This window comes from Promicromonospora sp. NPDC090134 (assembly GCF_044746965.1).
GTDB lineage: Bacteria > Actinomycetota > Actinomycetes > Actinomycetales > Cellulomonadaceae > Promicromonospora.
Map to the genome: position 1 here is coordinate 36,689 of NZ_JBIVCZ010000008.1, position 18,049 is coordinate 54,737.

General features: G+C 73.9%; 15 protein-coding genes. 7 read left to right on the top strand and 8 right to left on the bottom strand.

Annotated elements, in window-relative coordinates; all coding sequences use genetic code 11:
- Window positions 1-18 precede the first annotated feature (18 nt).
- The gene (locus tag ACIPN7_RS20630; protein WP_400546531.1) at window positions 19-1,557 is read right to left on the bottom strand and encodes a WXG100 family type VII secretion target; all 1,539 of its coding nucleotides are present in this window, start codon (window positions 1,555-1,557) and stop codon (window positions 19-21) included.
- A gap of 183 nt (window positions 1,558-1,740) precedes the next feature.
- On the opposite strand from ACIPN7_RS20630, the gene fgd reads away from it, so the two are divergent.
- A complete protein-coding gene (gene fgd, locus ACIPN7_RS20635) occupies window positions 1,741-2,742 on the top strand; it encodes a glucose-6-phosphate dehydrogenase (coenzyme-F420) (RefSeq protein ID WP_400546534.1) in 1,002 nt (333 codons plus the stop codon).
- A gap of 25 nt (window positions 2,743-2,767) precedes the next feature.
- Here the strand turns inward: fgd and ACIPN7_RS20640 are convergent, their stop codons facing one another.
- A complete protein-coding gene (locus ACIPN7_RS20640; protein ID WP_400546537.1) occupies window positions 2,768-3,427 on the bottom strand; it encodes a response regulator in 660 nt (219 codons plus the stop codon).
- 8 nt (window positions 3,428-3,435) lie between these two features.
- Window positions 3,436-4,602, bottom strand: coding sequence for a sensor histidine kinase (locus ACIPN7_RS20645; protein WP_400546540.1), 1,167 nt, complete (start codon window positions 4,600-4,602; stop codon window positions 3,436-3,438).
- Window positions 4,603-4,734: 132 nt separating this feature from the next.
- On the opposite strand from ACIPN7_RS20645, the gene ACIPN7_RS20650 reads away from it, so the two are divergent.
- Genes ACIPN7_RS20650 through ACIPN7_RS20660 form a run of 3 tightly spaced genes read left to right on the top strand, consistent with a single transcriptional unit; the run spans window position 4,735 to window position 7,465 of the window.
- On the top strand, window positions 4,735-5,154 hold the full coding sequence (locus ACIPN7_RS20650; protein WP_400546543.1) for a hypothetical protein: 420 nt from the start codon (window positions 4,735-4,737) through the stop codon (window positions 5,152-5,154).
- A complete protein-coding gene (locus ACIPN7_RS20655; protein ID WP_400546546.1) occupies window positions 5,151-6,755 on the top strand; it encodes a multicopper oxidase family protein in 1,605 nt (534 codons plus the stop codon). The genes ACIPN7_RS20650 and ACIPN7_RS20655 overlap by 4 nt, the downstream gene beginning before the upstream one ends.
- A 20-nt stretch (window positions 6,756-6,775) precedes the next feature.
- Window positions 6,776-7,465, top strand: a complete 690-nt coding sequence (locus tag ACIPN7_RS20660; protein WP_400546549.1) for an HAD hydrolase-like protein — start codon at window positions 6,776-6,778, stop codon at window positions 7,463-7,465.
- Here ACIPN7_RS20660 and ACIPN7_RS20665 read toward each other — a convergent pair.
- Entirely contained in the window at window positions 7,455-7,979 is a 525-nt protein-coding gene (locus tag ACIPN7_RS20665) for an O-acetyl-ADP-ribose deacetylase (protein ID WP_400546552.1), read from the bottom strand. The two genes, ACIPN7_RS20660 and ACIPN7_RS20665, sit on opposite strands and share 11 nt — an antisense overlap.
- The gene (locus ACIPN7_RS20670) at window positions 7,976-8,440 is read right to left on the bottom strand and encodes a GNAT family N-acetyltransferase (protein WP_400546555.1); all 465 of its coding nucleotides are present in this window, start codon (window positions 8,438-8,440) and stop codon (window positions 7,976-7,978) included. The genes ACIPN7_RS20665 and ACIPN7_RS20670 overlap by 4 nt, the downstream gene beginning before the upstream one ends.
- Before the next feature lie 222 nt (window positions 8,441-8,662).
- Here ACIPN7_RS20670 and ACIPN7_RS20675 point away from each other — a divergent pair, with 222 nt between their 5' ends.
- Window positions 8,663-10,225, top strand: coding sequence for an HNH endonuclease (locus ACIPN7_RS20675; protein WP_400546558.1), 1,563 nt, complete (start codon window positions 8,663-8,665; stop codon window positions 10,223-10,225).
- A gap of 45 nt (window positions 10,226-10,270) precedes the next feature.
- Here ACIPN7_RS20675 and ACIPN7_RS20680 read toward each other — a convergent pair whose 3' ends face one another.
- From ACIPN7_RS20680 to ACIPN7_RS20690, 3 genes are all read right to left on the bottom strand, one after another.
- The gene (locus tag ACIPN7_RS20680; protein ID WP_400546561.1) at window positions 10,271-11,506 is read right to left on the bottom strand and encodes a DUF6596 domain-containing protein; all 1,236 of its coding nucleotides are present in this window, start codon (window positions 11,504-11,506) and stop codon (window positions 10,271-10,273) included.
- Between the two features lie 18 nt (window positions 11,507-11,524).
- Window positions 11,525-11,908: a YciI family protein gene (locus ACIPN7_RS20685; RefSeq protein ID WP_400546564.1), complete on the bottom strand. Its 384-nt coding sequence runs from the start codon at window positions 11,906-11,908 to the stop codon at window positions 11,525-11,527.
- Window positions 11,909-11,998: 90 nt separating this feature from the next.
- Window positions 11,999-14,476, bottom strand: coding sequence for a DNA topoisomerase (ATP-hydrolyzing) subunit A (locus tag ACIPN7_RS20690; RefSeq protein WP_400546567.1), 2,478 nt, complete (start codon window positions 14,474-14,476; stop codon window positions 11,999-12,001).
- Window positions 14,477-14,652: 176 nt separating this feature from the next.
- Here ACIPN7_RS20690 and ACIPN7_RS20695 point away from each other — a divergent pair, with 176 nt between their 5' ends.
- Both ACIPN7_RS20695 and ACIPN7_RS20700 read left to right on the top strand, forming a co-directional pair.
- Entirely contained in the window at window positions 14,653-15,108 is a 456-nt protein-coding gene (locus tag ACIPN7_RS20695) for a hypothetical protein (protein ID WP_400546570.1), read from the top strand.
- A 116-nt stretch (window positions 15,109-15,224) separates the two neighbouring features.
- Window positions 15,225-18,047 carry a GNAT family N-acetyltransferase gene (locus ACIPN7_RS20700; RefSeq protein WP_400546573.1) on the top strand — a complete coding sequence of 941 codons (2,823 nt, stop codon included), beginning with the start codon at window positions 15,225-15,227 and terminating at the stop codon, window positions 18,045-18,047.
- Window positions 18,048-18,049: the final 2 nt, after the last annotated feature.

Below are 18,049 nucleotides of genomic sequence, written 5' to 3' on the forward strand. Positions count from 1 at the left end.
CTGTCACGCCGCCGGACGTCACTGGTCGCCATCGACGCCCCAGTTCGTCGCCAGCCGGTCCACGATGCGGCCCAGCCGGTCCGGGTTGGTCAGCCGGTACTCCTCGATGCGGTCCGACACGTCGGTCTGCAGGATGTCCTGGGCGCGGCCCGGGTCGTTCCGCAGCAGCTCCTGGTACGCGGGCAGCGTGTCGGCCGTGATGTAGTCCCAGCGTTGTCCGACGTCGGCGATGTTCCCGTCCGGGAGCGGGGTCGTGACGGTGACCGAGCCCTGCAGCGGGTTGTCCGCGGAGATGCCCGTGAACGGGATGCCGACGCGCTCCGGTCCGGGTGTCTCCACGGTGACCTGCAGCGGGTCGTACTCACCGAACGTGACCGCGCCGGGGATCGACGCCTCGCCGACCACGGTCATCATGTAGGTCATCGCCTCGCCCGTCACCGGGTGGTTCCGCATGGCGTCGTAGTCGTCCGCGATGATCTCCTGCTGCTCCCGGCGCAGCATCTCGACGTTGCCCTCGGAGACGCGCTCCGGGTCACCCGACGCGACGTCCTCCCAGGCGTCGTACGTCCGCTCGTTGATCGCCCCGGACTCGTACATCCGCTGAATCTCCGCCATGCCGCCGTGCTCGTAGGCGGCGTGCATGGACGCCTGGTCGCGGAAGATCTCCTGCTGCATCGACAGGAAGCTGGTCTCGTAGAACCGCAGCTCGTCGTCCGTCATCCCGGCGACCTGCTCGATCAGGGCCCCCTGGGCGAGCCCGCCCGGCAGGTGCTGGAGCACCTCGCCGCCGACCTCGACACCCTGCGCGACGTCGCGCATCAGGGCCAGGTCGAGGAACCCGGCCGCGAACGACGGCCCGATCATCGCCGCCATGCCGGCCCACTGCAGGTCGGGGTTGTTCAGGTAGAGATCGGCGTAGTACTCGTAGACGGCCTCGATGTTCGCGCGGTTCGCCTCGGCGCCGAGGCGCGGGTCCCAGGAGAGGTAGTCGATGCCGGCGTCCTGGGCGGCCTGCCGGGTCCAGTGCGCGTTGGCGACCGGGCCGGCGTCCGGCCCGGGGTACAGGCCCTGCGCCTCCATGGCGGCCAGGAGCGCGGCGATCTGCTCGTCGGACGCCGTGGCCAGCCATTCCGTGCGCTCGCCCTGCGACAGGTCGAGGTACTGGTCCGGGCTGAGGGTGGGCACCGGGGGAGCCGCGGGTGCCTGGGCGCTGGTCGCGGTCGTGCCGCCCCCGGCACCGCTCGTCCCCGTCGCGCCGGCGGCCACCCCGGCGCCTCCCGCCAACCCGGCGTCCGCGCTGGTCCGATCCTGGTCGTCGGCGTTGCGGTCCAGGGCGTTGCCCGCCTGGACCAGGGAGTCGATGGCCGCGGACAGGTTGCCGCGGTGCGTTTCCGACCACTCGGCCCGGAACTGCTGCCCGCTGGGGCCGTACCAGTCCAGGTCGCCGATCAGCGAGTCCACCAGGGTCCGTGTGGTCTCCAGCGCCTGGGTCCGGTCCCGCATCGTGGTCGCGAGAGTGCGCAGCTGCGCGACGTCGGCGCCCCAGACCTCACCCATCGGTTCCCCCCTTGCTGTCAGCCGGCAGAGGCGAACCTAGCGGTACCCGGCCGAGGCGGCCATGGGGAGAACTCCCCGCCCCGGGTGATTCTGCCCTGTCGTCGGATCTGCCCTGAGCAGCAAGGATGTGATGTGCGCGACGAGCGGGTCCGCACCCGGGCGATGCGGCGTAGGGTCGCAACCGTGACTCTGAAGATCGGGTACAAGGCGTCCGCCGAGCAGTTCGGGCCGCGCGAGCTGGTTGAGCTCGCAGTACGCGCCGAGGAGGTGGGACTGGACAGCGCGATGGTCTCCGACCACTTCCTGCCGTGGCGGCACGAGGGGGGTCACGCGCCGTCGGCCCTCGCCTGGCTCGCCGCCGCGGGGGAGCGCACCTCCCGCATCCAGCTCGGCACGAGCGTGCTGACCCCCACGTTCCGGTACAACCCCGCCGTGATCGCGCAGCAGTTCGCCACGCTGGCGCTGCTCACCGAGAACCGGATCATCCTCGGTGTGGGCACGGGCGAGGCCCTCAACGAGACCGCCGTCTCCGGCATGGAGTGGCCCGAGTTCAAGGAACGGTTCGCGCGCCTGCGCGAGGCCGTGCAGCTCATGCGCGCGCTGTGGACCGAGGACTCGGTCGACTTCAAGGGTGACTACTACGAGCTGGTCGGCGCCAACATCTACGACCGGCCCGAGAACCCCGTGCCGGTCTACATCGCAGCGGGCGGCCCGCTCGTGGCGAAGTACGCGGGACGTGCGGGCGACGGCTTCATCTGCACCTCGGGCAAGGGCATGGACCTGTACACGGAGAAGCTGCTGCCCGCGGTCGCCGAGGGCGCGGCCAAGGCGGAGCGCGACGTCACGCAGGTCGACAAGATGATCGAGATCAAGATCTCCTACGACCGCGACCCTGCCGCCGCGCTGGAGAACACCCGGTTTTGGGCGCCGCTGTCGCTCACGCCGGAGCAGAAGCACAGCGTCACCTCGGCCACCGAGATGGAGCAGCTCGCGGACGAGCTGCCGATCGAGCAGGTCGCCAAGCGCTGGATCGTCGCGTCCGACCCGGACGAGGCCGTCGCGATGATCAAGCCCTACGTCGACGCCGGGCTCAACCACCTCGTGGTGCACGGCCCCGGCCACGACCAGGAGCGGTTCCTCACGCAGTTCGGCGAGGACGTGCTGCCGCGGCTGCGTTCCCTCTGACGCCGTGGCCGGGGCGCCCTGCCCCTCAGGGCGCCCTGACCAGGCCCGTCTCGTACGCGAGGATCACCAGCGCCGCCCGGTCGCGCGCGCCGAGCTTGGCGAGCAGCCGGCTCACGTAGGTGCGCGCGGTGGCCGGGCTGAGGTAGAGCTCGGCGGCGATCTCGTCGTTCGTCAGCCCGCGGCCGAGCTGCTGCAGCACCTCGCGCTCGCGCTCGGTGAGCGCGGCCAGCCGATCGTCGGCGCCGGTCCGGGGCGCCGGGCCGGCGGCGACGGCGCGCAGCACCGTGGCGGTCACGGCCGGGTCGAGCAGCGCGTCGCCCGCCGCGACCACGCGGACGGCGCGGCGCAGCTCGGCCGGGGCCACGTCCTTGAGCAGGTAGCCGGCCGCGCCCGACCGGACGGCCTCGAAGACGTGCTCGTCCTCGTCGAAGGTGGTCAGGACCAGCACGCGGGTGCCCGCCAGCGCGGGGTCCGCGACGATCTCCCGGGTCGCGGCCAGGCCGTCCAGCCGGGGCATCCGGATGTCCATCAGCACCACGTCGGGGTGCAGCTCCCGCACCCGGGACACCCCCGCGAGGCCGTCGGCGGCCTCGCCGACCACCGCGATGTCGCCGTCGCTCTCCGCGAGGGCCCGCAGGCCCGCGCGCACGAGCTCCTGGTCGTCCACCAGCACGATCCGGATCATGGCAGGTCTCAACCCTCCAGTCGCAGGGGCAGGTCGGCGACGACGAGGAAACCGCCGTCCGGGTCGTCGCCCGCGCCCAGGGTGCCACCCAGCAGGGCGACCCGCTCGCGCATCCCGGAGATGCCGGATCCGGGGACGACGTCGCGCCCGGCACCCCGGCCGTCGTCGGACACGCGCAGGGCGAGGCGGGCGCCGTCGACCCGCGCGGACACCGCCACGCGGGAGGCGTCCGCGTGCCGCAGCACGTTGGTCAGGGACTCCTGGACGATCCGGTAGGCGGCGGCGTCGATCGCGCCGTCGAGGGTGCCGGGCGGCACGTCGAGCGTGACGTCGACCGCGAGACCCGTCGCCCGGGCCGACGCCGCCAGCGCGTCGACGCCGGCCAGGCCGGTCGGCGCGGCGTCGGGCCCCGCGGCGTCGGCCCCCGTGGTGCGCGTGGACCCGCGCAGCACCCGCACCGTCGACCGCAGCTCGCGCAGCGTGCCCGACGTCGCCTCCCGCACGTGGTGCAGCGCGCCCCGAGCGGTGTCGTCGTCCCGCCCCACCGCCTCCGCGGCGACGCCGGAGTGCAGCGCGATCACCGACAGGTTGTGCCCCACCACGTCGTGCAGGTCCCGCGCGATGCGCAGCCGCTCCGCCTGCAGCCGCTGCTCGGCCTCGTGCGCCTCGTGCACGCGCGCCTCCCGCGAGAGGCGCACCGCGACACCCAGCGCGATCGCCGCCGCGACCAGCGCGAGGTTCGTGACCAGGTCGTACGGCGTCAGGTACTCCTCCGCGGTGCCCGTCACCCGGTAGTAGGTCGCGACGGCGACCAGCACGGCGCCCCCACCCACCGCCCAGCCGGTACGGCGCATCTCCGCCGCCGAGTACAGCGCCGCGACCGCCGGGAGCGCCATGCCGATCGGCGCGAACTGGAACGTGTAGTAGGCGAAGACACCCAGCACCGTGAGCACCACCATGGTGCGCGGCATCCGGCGCCGCAGCAGGACCAGCGCCCCGAAACCCACCGCGAACAGGTACGCCCCCGGCCCCGCGTGCCGCGCCGCGTCGGGATCCGCGGCGATGACGACGGCGACCACCAGTGCCATGGCGATCGCCAGGGCGACGTCGGTGACGCGTGGGTCGACCGCCGCACGTGGGTCGGCGGTCCGCGGGACCTCGCTCTGCTCGGGCACACCCGACACCCTACGGACGGCCCGACCCTGAGGCATCAGACCACGGTCCAGGGTTCGAGTCGCCTCCGGGCGACACCAGGAGACGATCCCGGGCCGATGTGACACCCGGGCCCCGGCGGGCACCGTCGGGACATGACCTCACCACACCTTCCCGACCGCCCCGCGGACGCCGGTCCCGCGGCCGTCCCCTGGACCCTCGTCGCGGGCCTGTCCGCGCTGGCCCTGCTCTGGCCGCTCACCGGCCTGACGGGTGCGCTCGGCACCGGCGCACCCCGGGCGCTGACGATCATCGGCCTCACCGCCGCCGTCTGGATCGGCGTCGTCGGGCTGGGCCGCGTGCCCCGCCCCGTGCTCACCCTGACCCTGACCGGCCTGGCCTACGGCCTGGTCGCCACCCTGATCGGCACGCTGGTCCCGGTGCTCTCCGGCTTCGGCCCGGGCGGCGGCCCGGCGTGGACCCTCGTGCCGGCCCTCGCCCTCGACACCATGTGGGGCGCGCTCGCAGGCCTCGTCGCGGCGGGCGTGCAGCGTCTGCGCCGGGGTGTCCGATGAGGCGCCGCGGCTCCGGCCGTGCGGCCGCCCGCCTCGCGGCGCTCGCGGTCCCGCTGCTCGCGCTCGCGGGCTGCGCCCTGGTCCCGGGATCGGTCACCCCGGTGGACGAGGTCGAGTTCACGAACGAGCTCGCGATCCCGCCCCTGGCGCCGTCGCGCGTCGTGGACGGCACGCGCGTCTTCTCGCTCACCGCGCAGGAGGGCACCACCGAGCTCCTGCCCGGGGTCGAGACCCGCACCTGGGGTTTCGACGGCTCCTACCTGGGGCCGACCCTGCGCGCCGAGCGCGGCGAACGCGTCGCCGTCGAGGTCACCAACGAGCTGGCCGAGCCGACCAGCGTGCACTGGCACGGCATGCACCTGCCCGCCGCGATGGACGGCGGGCCGCACCAGGAGGTCGAGCCGGGTGCCACCTGGCGTCCGACCTGGGAGATCGACCAGCCCGCCGCCACCCTCTGGTACCACCCGCACCCGCACGGCGCCACGGAGAAGCACGTCTACCGCGGCCTGGCGGGCCTGTTCCTCCTGGACGACGACGCGTCCCGCGGCGCCGAGCTGCCCCAGGAGTACGGCGTCGACGACGTCCCGGTGATCGTGCAGGACAAGGTCCTCGACGACGACGGCCAGCTCGAGCTGGAGGACAACGGCAGCGAACCCGGCACGCTCGGCGGGATCGTCCTGGCCAACGGCACGGCGGGGGCGTACCACGAGGTGACCACGGAGCGGGTGCGCCTGCGGCTGCTCAACGGATCGACCGCGCGCACCTACCAGCTCGGCTTCCCGGACCGGGAGATGGACCTGGTCGCGACCGACGGCGGGCTGCTCGACGCGCCGGTCCGGCTGGAGCAGGTGCGGCTCGCGCCCGGCGAACGCGCCGAGGTCGTCGTGCGCATGGCGCCGGGGGAGACCACGCGCCTGCACTCGTTCGAGGCCGACCTGGGCGGCGTCGTCGTCCCGTTCGCGATGGGCGGCAACGACGCGTTCGACGTGCTGGAGCTGCGGGCCGCCGACCGGCTCGCGCCGTCGCCCGAGCCCGCCTGGACGCCGTCCGTCCACGCCGGGCAGGACGCGCTGCACGAGGACGACGTGGCCGTGACGCGCACCTTCGAGCTCGACGACCGGCACATCAACGGGCAGAGCATGGACATGGCCCGGATCGACGAGGCCGCCACCGTGGGCGACACCGAGGTGTGGGAGGTGCGCAGCATCGTGCCGATGCCGCACAGCTTCCACGTGCACGACGTCCAGTTCCGCATCCTGTCCGTCGACGGCGACCCGCCGCCCCCGGAGCTCGCCGGGCCCAAGGACACCGTGTACCTGGAGCCGCAGCGCACCTACCGCCTGCTCATGCGGTTCGAGGACTACACCGATCCGGACGTGCCCTACATGTTCCACTGCCACATGCTGCTGCACGAGGACGAGGGGATGATGGGACAGTTCGTCGTCGTCGAACCGGGGCAGGAGCCGGGGACGGTTCCGGAGCACCACGCGGCCGGGCACGACGGCGGGGCCGCACCCGCACCCACACCCGCACCCACACCCGCCTCCGGGACGGGGCCCCGGAACGTGCCGGGCGCGGACGCGCACCAGGGGCACCACTGAACCTGTGCGACGCTCGTGCCGTGACTCTCACGCTCCCCTCCCGCGCCACGCACGTCCTGCTCGACCTCGACGGCACCCTCACCGACTCCGCGCCCGGCATCATCGCCTCGCTGCGCACCGGCTTCACGAACGCCGGCTTCGACGTCCCCTCCGACGAGGTGCTACGCACCTTCGTCGGCCCGCCCCTGGGGTCGAGCATGACCCGGGTCGGCCTGTCCGACGCCGACGCCGACGCCGTGATCGCCGCCTACCGGAGCGACTTCGAGGTGCACGGCATGTTCGACAACTCGGTGATCCCCGGCATGCCGGAGGCGCTCGCGGGGCTCCGGGAGTCCGGGCTGACGCTCCTGGTCGCGACGGCCAAGCCCGAGCACTACGCGCGGCAGATCGTGGAGCACTTCGGGCTGGACGACTACCTCGAGGGCGGGCTGGACGGCGTGCACGGCGCCGTCGCGGAGGCGGCCGGCCTGGTGCAGGGCAAGGAGGTCGTGGTGGAGCGGGCGGTGGCGCACGCGGTGGCCCTCGGGGCCGACGCCGGGCAGGTCGTGATGGTGGGCGACCGCGAGCACGACGTGCACGCGGCCGCCCACCACGGCGTCGCGACCGTGGGCGTGACCTGGGGTTACGCCGCGCCCGGGGAGCTTGAGGCGGCGGGCGCGGCCGCGATCGCGACGACGCCCGAGGAGCTGCGCAAGCTGCTCACGAGCTGAGCACGTCGTCGAACGCGCGCTGGACGCGTTCGTCGATCACGACGAACCGCACGTCCTGCAGATCCGCCTCGGAGTGCTCGACGAGCCAGTTCCGGGTGGTCACCACGGCGATGCGCGCGACGTCGGACACCGGCCAGCCGTACGCGCCCGCGCTGACCGCCGGGAAGGCGACCGATCGCAGGTCGAGCTCGGCCGCGACGTCGAGCGACCGTGCGAAGCACGACGCGAGCAGGGTCGGGTCGTCCTGGCCGCGGTGGAGGTTCGGCCCGACCGTGTGGATCACCCAGGACGCGGGCAGGTCGAAGGCGGGGGTGGCGACGGCGTCGCCGACGGCCAGGCCGTCGCGGTGCGTGGTGTTCCGGAGCCGTCGGCAGGCCTCCAGGAGGCGGGGCCCGGCGGCGGCGTGGATCGCGCCGTCGACCCCGCCGCCTCCCAGGAGCAGGGAGTTGGCGGCGTTGACGACGGCGTCGGCCTCGACGCGCGTGAGGTCACCGATCTCGACGGACAGGCTCATGTGGCTGCTCCCGGTTGAGGTGCCGGCGCGCCGGCGGCGCTGCCGGGGCGTTCCATCCATTTGTACTCCTCGGTGACCGGCGTCCACCCGAACTGCTCGTACAGCCCGTGGGCGTCGGCCGTCGCGAGGATCGTGCGGCGCAGTCCGAGCTGGTCGAGCTCGGCGACCACGCCGGCCACCAGCAGCTTGCCGATGCCATCCCCGCGCAGGTCCGGGTCGACGATGACGTCCGCGAGCCACGCGAACGTCGCGCCGTCGGTCACCACGCGGGCGAACCCGACGAGCTCACCCGTGGCCCGGCGGTAGACGCCGTAGGGCCGGGAGCCTGCGATGGCGGCGTCCATCACCTCGCGCGGGCGGTCCTTCGCCCAGTAGGTGTGCCGGGAGACGAGCTCGTGCACGCGGTTCGCGTCGATGCGGGCGGGGTCGGTGGAGAACTCGTAGGGCGGGTCGTCGTTCATGGGCTGGAGTCAACCACCGGACACCGACATCGGCTGAGGGGATTTCGGGTTCCGGATGCTGCCGATCGGCTGACGAGCGCCCGGTACGCGGTGGCGACGCTTTGCGCAGGCCTCTACGCGGCCGGCAGAAGACGAGCGGGCGAGCGTGCGGATGGCTAAGATCGAACAAGCGTCCGCAGCGTTGAAGCGCATGGGTATGGTGTGGATCAAGGGGGTGGTGACATGGACGACGGGCGGAAGTACAGGACGATGGGCCGTGCGCTCCTGGACGACCAGACCTCCTCGGGGCCGGTCGTGGCGGAAGGACTGCCGGCCTGGACGCCTGACGCCGTGCCGGTATCGGCCTGGCCGGTCGACCGGCTGCGGGCCGCACTGACCGGCGCGGTGGGCGCGGAGCTGGCGCGGGTGGTCGCGGAGGCCACGGACCCGGACGCAGGGCTGCTGTCCGACCTGCCGGACGACGCGCTGGGCGACCTGGTGGTCGCGTGCGGTCGGCTGCAGTCCTGGGCCGCCGGCCTGCAGGCCCGGACGGTGGGCGAGCGGGCCGGCAGGGAGACCAGCCCGCTGGCGCACAGCTCCCTGGTCGCGCAGGTGACGGGCGAGCTGGTGGTCACCGGGACGGAAGCCTCGGAGGTCGTGGTGCGGGGCGAGTCCGGTGTCGACCATCCCACGGTGATCACAGCGCTGACCGCCGGCCAGATCGACGTGCGGAAGGCGCACACGTTGCTGCGGTCCGCCGCGCAGCTCACGCCCGAGGAACGCGCCGAGGCGATCGCGCGCTACCTGCCGCAGGCGCCGTTCCGTACCTGGCGCTGGCTGCGGTCGAAGCTGCTGGCGTTCGCGAAGTCGCGGCACGGATCCGCAGAGACAGCTCAGATCGCCGCACGGCGCCGCAATGTCCAGCTCGACCGGGCGGAGAACGACATGGGCTGGCTGTCCGCGTACCTGCCGGCCGCCGATGCCACGGCAGTGTGGAACGTCATCGACGACATGGCGCACCAGCTCCAGCGCACCACGGGTGAGGACCGCGACCTGGGTCAGCTCCGCGCCGACTGCCTGACCGGCATCGTGACCGGCCGCCTGCTGCCCGCCGACCGGTTCGCGGAGGCCGGCGAGCAGACCGCTCCTGGCGCCCTTGGTTCCAACGGCTCCGCCCCCGGCGCGCACGACTGCGTGTGCGGCGGTAGGGCCCCGGTCCAGGTCGTGCGGGTCACCCCGACCCGGCCGATCGTGCGGGTCACGGTCCCGGCCACCGCGCTGCTGGGGCTGGACGACGCACCCGGAGAGCTGGACGGCTTCGGGCCCGTCACTGCGGACCTGGCGGGCCGGATCGCCGCTGACGCGACCTGGCAGCGTCTGGTCACCGACCCGTTGACGGGGGTCCTGACCGACTGTTCCACCACGTCGTACCGGCCGGGCACGGTGCTGCGACAAGCGGTGGTGGCCCGGGATCGAACCTGCGCGTTTCCGCACTGCGAGCATCCTGCGGACCGGGACGACCTGGACCACATCGTGCCCTTCGACCATGATCTCGACCGCTCGGTGCTGCCGCTCGACACACCCGGGCAGACCCGCGCCGACAACCTGCAACCCCTGTGCCGACGGCATCACCTGTTGAAGACGCACGGAGGATGGGGCGTCGTCCGGGACGCCGGCAGCGGCGTGACGACCTGGACCTCGCCGTCAGGCCGCGTACACAGGCGCCCGCCGACGGTGCTGGACACCCATGTGGAGCTCGACGACGTCGACCCGACTCGAGCTACGACCTCACGCTGCGGTCCCTGACCGGCCGACGCCTGCCGCGCCGGCCACCCGCCGTCCTGACCCACGTCACCCCGCGTGTCGGCGGCAGAACTCGCGCAGCGGGCCCTCGGGCACCACGTCGAGCAGCTCGCGGTACCGGCCGGCCGCCTCGTCGGCGCGGCCGGTGCGGCGGGCCAGGTCGGCGAGCGTGAGGCTTGCGTCGCGCGCGGCGTACGGCGGGCCGTCCGCGACCAAGGCCTCGAGCTCGCGCTCGACCGGGACGAGGTCTCCGCCGTCGCGCAGCGCCAGCCGGCCGAGCACCACCAGCCGGGCGACCCGCGTTGCCGGGGACGGCCAGGTGTCCGCGAGCGCGTCGTAGAGCTGGGCCAGTCGTGGCCAGTCCGTGCCGGCGGCGTCGGGCGCCGTGGCGTGCACGCCGGAGATCGCGGCTTCCAGCACGAAGCGGCCGGGCGGACCGGGAGCATCGGGTGACGTCGACCACGTGAGCGCGGTCGCGGCGTCGTCGAGCCCGGCGCGCAGCAACCGCCGGTCCCACGCCGACCGGTCCACCTCGTCGAGGGGGAGCGCCACGCCGTCACGCACCCGACCTGGTCGCCGGGCCAGGCCGAGCCGGCAGACCGCGCGCAGGCCGAGCACCTCGGGGTGGTCCGGGTACTCCGCGACCAGTGCCTCGGCGAGCGTCAGCGCGTCACGCGCCGGATCCTGTGTCGCGTCCGCGGGCTGCAGCTCCTCTCGCTGGCCCACGGTGAACAGGCCGGCCACGCAGGCGAGCACCACGGGCAGCCGAGCCGCACGCGCGGGCGGGTCGGGCACGGCGAACTCGCCGCGCGCCCGGGCCAGCGCCGACTTGGCGCGGGTGAGCCGGGCGGCCGCGGTCGCCTCGGCGATGCCGAGGTGCCCCGCGATCTGCCGGATCGTGAGCCCGCAGACCACGCGCATCGCCAGCACGAGCTGTGCGCCGGGCGCGAGCGCGTCGTCGCAGGCGACGAACAGCAGCGCGAGGCGGTCGTCCAGCTCGTCGCCCGGGGCGTGCGGCGTGTTCACGTCGGCCACCTCCGGGCGAGCGAGCTGGGGCTGGATCCGTTCGAACACACCCTGGTGGCGCAGCGCGTCGAACCAGGTGCGCCGGCCGACCTGCACGCACCAGCCCACCAGGTCGTCGATCGCGCCGTCGGGCTGCGCCGCGGCGCGCGCGAAGGCCTCGGCGGCGTACTCCTCGCCGTGGTCCAGGCTGCGTGTGGTCACCGCGAGCGACCGCACCACCTGGGGCCAGGCGGTGCGGAACGCCGCGGGATCGATCACCGGTCGGGGGGTCGTCGGTCAGGAACCGAAGTTCATCACCTTGCGCCACTCGACCACGTTGCCGCTCGGGACGAGCGCCGCGATCTTGCGCGCGGTGGCCTCGTCGCACTCGGCCCGGTAGAAGCCCGTGATCACCTCGTTGGTGTCGGTGAACGGCGCGTCGGTGTAGACGGGCTCGTCGCCGTCCTTGCCGAGGGCGACGAACCCGCCGTACTTCGCGTTCTGCAGCGCGTCGCCGCCGGTGATCTTCACGCCCAGGGCGGCCACGGCCTCGCTGAAGCGTTCGTGGGCGGCCATGTCCTCGGAGAGCTCCTGGCGGTTGCGCCCGCTCAGGTTCTCCGGGAGGTAGGCGTCCGAGTCCCAGTCGTTCTCGCGGATCAGGAAGACCCAGGTGTCGGTCATGACGTGCTCCTCGTTCGTGGGATGTTGACACGCCTTGGACGGGCGAGCCGCGCCGGAATCGACACCTCCCACCCCGCTACTTTCCCGAGATCACCCGATGACCGCGACCGGCACCGCGATCGGCGTCCCGGAGCCGTCCCGGCGCTGGTCCACCTCGGGCAGGTCGACGGGCTGGCCTCCGGCGCCGAGCGCGCGTGGGGGAGTGGCGCCGACCCAGGCCAGGATGAGGCCGTCCTCACCCTTCAGGAGCCGCTGCGACCGGACGCCGCCGGTCGCGCGGCCCTTGCCCGGGTACAGCGCGAACGGCGTCACCTTGCCCGCGCCCGGCTCGATGCCCGGCAGTGCGTCACCCGCGCCGGCAATCGTCACCACGGTCGCGTCGACCCCGGCCGGGACCGCGCCGAAGAACACGGCCCGCCCGCCCTCGGCGAGCTTGATGCCCGCCATGCCGCCGGCCGCGCGGCCCTGCGGGCGCACGGACGAGGCGGGGAAGTGCAGCAGCGAGGTGTCGTCGGCCACGAAGACCAGCTCGTCGTCGTCGGCCACGACGGCCGCACCGACCACGGTGTCGCCGTCCTTGAGCGCGATGACGGGCCACTCGTCGCCCTTGGCCGGGGCGTCGGACGGCGCGACCCGCTTGACGATGCCCGTCGCCGTCCCGACGGCGACGGTCGGCGCGTCGGCGCCGAGCCCCGTCACGGCCAGCACGCTCTCGCCGCGCTCCAGCTCCACGAGCTCGCTGACCGGGATGCCGCCCGACAGCGAGGGTGCGCCATCCGTCGGCGGGAGCGAGGGCAGGTCGAGCACGGAGATGCGCAGCATCCGCCCGGCGGACGTCACCAGGCCCACGACGCCGCGGGTGGACGCCGCGGCGTCGCCCCGCAGGGCGTCGTGCGCGGCGCGGTTGCCGTCCCGCGGCACCGGGACGTCGTCGGGGAGCCGGGCCAGCAGGCCGGTGGCCGACAGCACCACGCGGGTGGGCTGGTCCTTGATCTGCAGGTCGATCGGCTCGACGTTCTTCTTGCGCCCGTTCGCGGGGGCCACGGCCACCGAGCCGACGGACCCGCCCGCGGCGTCGAGCAGCACGGTGCGGCGCGGCGTGCCATAGGTCTTGGCCACCTCGCCCATCTCGGTGCTCACGAGGCGGCGCAGCAGCTTCTCGTCACCGAGGATCTGCTCCAGCTCCGCGATCTCGCGGCGCAGCTCCTCGGCCTCCTTCTCCAGCTCGATGCGGGAGAACTTGGTCAGGCGGCGCAGCTGCAGGTCGAGGATGTAGGAGGCCTGCGGCTCGGACAGGTCGAAGATCTCGCGCAGCCGGTCGCGCGCGATGGCGGCGTCGTCGGACGAGCGGATGACCTGGATGACCTCGTCGATGTCGACGATCGCGACGAGCAGGCCGTCCACGAGGTGCAGGCGCTCCAGGCGCTTGTCCAGGCGGTGCTGCGAGCGGCGCCGGACCACCAGGATGCGGTGGTCCACCCAGACCCGCAGCATCTCGAGCAGGCCGAGCGTGCGCGGCTGACCGTCGACCAGGGCCACGTTGTTGATGCCGAACGAGTCCTCGAGCGGCGTGACGCGGTAGAGCTGCTCCAGCACGGCGTCCGGGTCGAAGCCGGTCTTGACCTCGATCACGAGGCGCAGCCCGTGCGTGCGGTCGGTGAGGTCCTGGACGTTGGTGACGCCCTGGATGCGCTTGGCCTTGACGCCGTCGGCGATCTTCTCGATCACCTTCTCCGGGCCCACCAGGTACGGCAGCTCGGTGACGACGATGCCCTTGCGACGCGGGGTGACGTTCTCGATCCGCGCGGTGGCGCGGGTGCGGAAGCTGCCGCGGCCGGTGCGGTAGCCGTCGCGCACGCCCTCCAGCCCGACGATCTTGCCGCCCGTGGGCAGGTCCGGCCCGGGCACGAACCGCTGCAGGTCCTCCAGCGTGGCCTCGGGGTTCTTGATCAGGTGCTGTGCCGCCGAGACGACCTCGACGAGGTTGTGCGGCGCCATGTTCGTGGCCATGCCGACGGCGATGCCGGACGCACCGTTGACCAGCAGGTTCGGGATCGCGGCGGGCAGCACCTCGGGCTGGGTGAGCTTGTTGTCGTAGTTCGGCACGAAGTCCACGACGTTCTCGTCCAGGCCCGTGGTCATCGCCATCGACGGCGCCGCCAGCCGCGCCTCGGTGTACCGGGGGGCGGCGGGGCCGTCGTCGAGCGAGCCGAAGTTGCCGTGCCCGTCCACGAGCGGGAGCCGCAGCGAGAAGTCCTGCGCCAGGCGCACGAGCGCGTCGTAGATCGGGGCGTCACCGTGGGGGTGCAGCTTTCCCATGACCTCACCCACCACGCGCGACGACTTCACGTGCGCGCGGTCGGGCCGCAGGCCCATGTCCGACATCATGTACAGGATGCGGCGCTGCACCGGCTTGAGGCCGTCACGCGCATCGGGGAGCGCCCGCGAGTAGATGACGGAGTAGGCGTACTCGAGGAACGAGGCCTCCATCTCCGAGGCGACGTCGATGTCCACGACCTTCTCGTGGATCTCGCTCTCGTCGAGCGGCTGCGACGGCTTGCGCGCCATGGTTCGTGGGGCTCCTGGGCTCTGGGGCTGGACGGGGACAGGCAAACCGTACCCCGCGCCACCGACACTCCAGGCCCCGCACACGCCCCGGCGCACAGGAGCCTCTTCACGGACGTCTCACCAGGTCATCGCGGAGCCGTGTGCACAGACCTCGTCCTACCTGGCAGTATTCAGGTATGCCCGAATTGCCGCTGCTCAGCAGGTCGACGACCGTCCCGGGCTGGCTGGCCCGGATCGGCCTCGCCTACGGCGTGGTCGGGCTCAGCGTGGTGCCCGTCCTGGTGCTCGGCGCCCTGGTCACGTGGTGGATGCAGTCCTGGCGCTGCGCCCAGCAGGAGTGGGGCTGCCTGGAGCAGGGCATCACCATGTGGGCCGGCCTGGCGATCCTCGCGGCGGTGCTGCACATCGTGGTCGCCATGCGGGTCGGGCTCGGCGTGGTGCACGGCCTGGTGGTCGTCGCGGTCGCCGCCGTCGCCGCGAACGTGGCGCCGTCGGCCGGCGCGTGGCTGCTGCTCGCGGCGGGTCCCGCGGTCGCGGCGATCCTGACGGCGTCGGGCCCCAACCGGCGCCAGCGCCTCGTGCTCGTGGGCTTCGCCGTGATGCTGCTCGTAGGCATGGTCCTGGTGGGTTGACCGGTGGGTTGACCGGTGGGTTGACCGGTGGGTTGACCGGTGGGTTGACCGATGGGCTGACCAGCGGGCTGACGCCCGTACGGCGGCACCTCCGGCGGGGTCGTTAGCCTTGTCCCGTGGACCAGCCAGAACGGGCCGACCGGAAGGTGGGCACGGTGCGCTCGCCCTACGCGACCGGCTACCCGGTCGAGTGGGAGGCCGACGTGGTGCTGCGCGACGGCTCGACCGCGCACGTGCGCCCCATCCGGCCCGAGGACGCCGACGCGCTCCAGCGCTTCCAGATGGCCCAGTCCGAGCGCTCCACCTACCTGCGGTTCTTCGCCGCGCTGCAGCGCATCCCGGAGCGGCTGCTCACCCAGCTCGTCACGGTGGACCACGTGCGCCGGGCCGCGCTCGTCGCGGTCCGGCCGGGTACGGACGACGACGGCGCGAGCCGCGAGGACATCGTCGGCGTCACGCGCTACGACGTGACCGACGACCAGCCGGGGCGCCGCACCGCCGAGGTCGCGTTCAACATCGCGGACGCGCTCCAGGGCCAGGGCCTGGGCTCGGTCCTGCTGGAGCACATCGCCGCGGCGGCGCGCGAGCGGGGCGTGCACCGGTTCATCGCCGAGGTGCTGCCCCAGAACCGCGCCATGCTGGGCGTGTTCCGCGAGGCGGGCTACGACGTCGAGCAGCACCTGGACGACGGCGTGGTGACCGTCTCGGTCGACCTCGACCCCACGGACCGGTCCCGCGAGGTGATGGCCGACCGCGAGCACCGCACCGAGGCCCGCTCCATGCAGGGCCTGCTCTCGGCGCGGCGGGTGCTCCTGGTCGGCCCCGCGGGCACCGGCCGGTCCGCCGGCGACACCACCATAGACGAGCTGCTCGTCGCCCGCGTCCGCGAGGCCCACGCCGCCGACCCCGGCGACACCGAGCTCCTGGTGCTCGGCGACGACGTGACCTGGGCGGACCTCGCCCCTGACGGCAACGACGGCAACGGCGGCAGCGACGGCAACGGTGGCGACGGCGGCAACGGCGGTGTCGACCTCGCCGTCGTCGCCGCCCCGCCCGACGAGGTGATCGACGCCGTCCGCCGCCTGCGCGGCACGGGTGCCCACGGCGTCGTCGTGCTCTCGGCGGGCTGGGCCGAGGCCGGGCCCGCCGGCCTGGCCCGCCGCCGCGAGCTGCTGCGCACCGCGCACGGCGAGGGCATGCGCGTCGTGGGTCCGGCGAGCTATGGCCTGCTCACCAACGTGCCGGGCGCGCGCCTGCGCGCGAGCCTGGCCCTGACCGCCCCGCGCCCGGGTCGCGTGGGCCTGTTCAGCCAGAGCGCGCCGACCGCCGTCACCGCCGCGGAGACGGTCAAGCGGCGCGGCCTGGGCCTGTCCACGCTGGTCTCCGCGGGGCACCGGGCGGACGTGTCGGGCAACGACGTCATGCAGTACTGGCAGGACGACCCGCACACCGACGTCGTGTGCCTGTACCTGGAGACGCTCGGCAACCCGCGCAAGTTCTCGCGCATCGCCCGCCGCCTCGCGCTGGTCAAGCCCGTCGTCGTGGTCGTGGCCGGGCGGCACGGCAGCGTGGTGCCGCCCGGGCACACCGTGCGCGCCACGCGCGCCCCGCGCCGCATGCTCGACGAGGTGCTGCGGCAGTCCGGCGTGATCCGCGCGGAGAACACGCACCAGCTCATGGACGTCGCGCAGGTGCTGGCGCACCAGCCGCTCCCGGCGGGCGGCCGGGTGGGCATCCTCGCCGGCTCGCCGTCGCTCGCCGCGCTCGTGGCCGACGCCGTCGCGGCGGCGGGCCTGACCGCCGTCGGGCCGCCGGAGTCGCTGTCGGCGGGGGCGCCCGACGACGAGATCGCCGCCGCCGTCGACGCCCTCTACGCGCCGGACGCGTGCGACGCCGTCGTCATGGTCTCCGTGCCCGTGGTGCTGCCGCGCACCGGCGCGATGGCCCGCGCCGTGGCGGAGGCCGCCGCCCGCACGGGCCGCACCACCGTGGTCAGCGCGCTGGGCCTGCACGGCATGCCCGACGAGCTCGCGGCGAGCCACGACGGGCGCGAGGTGCGCCTGCCCGCCTTCTCCACGCCCGAGGACGCCGTCTGGGCCCTCGGCGAGGTGGTGCGCTACGCGCGGTGGCGCACCCAGGACCACGGCAGCCCGGTCCGCCCGGCCCTGCGGGAGGGCGTGTCCGACGGCGTGGCCCGCACCCAGGCGCGCACCCTCGTCGAGTCGCTGCTCGTCCGGCACCCCGAGGGCACGGTCCTGGACCAGGAGGCGGCGACCGAGCTCCTCGCCTGCTACGGCCTGAGCCTGTGGGGCTCCCGCAGCGTGCGCACGCCGCAGGAGGCGGTGGCCGCCGCGCAGGAGCTGGGCTGGCCGGTGGCGCTCAAGATCGCCTCGCCCGCGCTGCGGCACCGCGCCGACCTGGGCGGCGTGCGCCTCGACATCGCCGACGCCGAGGACCTGACGGAGGACGCCGAGCGCATGCTCGCCGCGGCCTCCGCCCTGCTGCCCGCACCCGACCCGGTGCTGGAGGTGCAGGCCATGGCGCCCACGGGCGTGGCGTGCGTGGTGCGGTCCGTGGAGGACGAGCTGTTCGGGCCCGTGGTCTCGTTCGGCGTGGCGGGCGACGCCGTCGACCTGCTCGACGACGTGACCCACGGTGTACCGCCGCTGACCGACGTGGACGTGGCCCGGATGGTGCGGGGCGTGCGCGCCGCGCCCCGCCTGTTCGGGTACCAGGGCGCGCCCGCCGCCGACGTCGCGGCGCTGGAGGACGTGCTGGCCCGCGTCTCGGTCATGGCCGAGGACCTGCCCGAGCTCGCGTCCGTGGAGCTGTACCCCGTGGCCGTCGCGGAGCGCGGCGCCTCCGTGCTGCACGCGACGATCCGGCTGCGCCCCGCCGAACGCCGGACGGACGCCCTGCGCAGGGCGCTGCCGGGCTAACG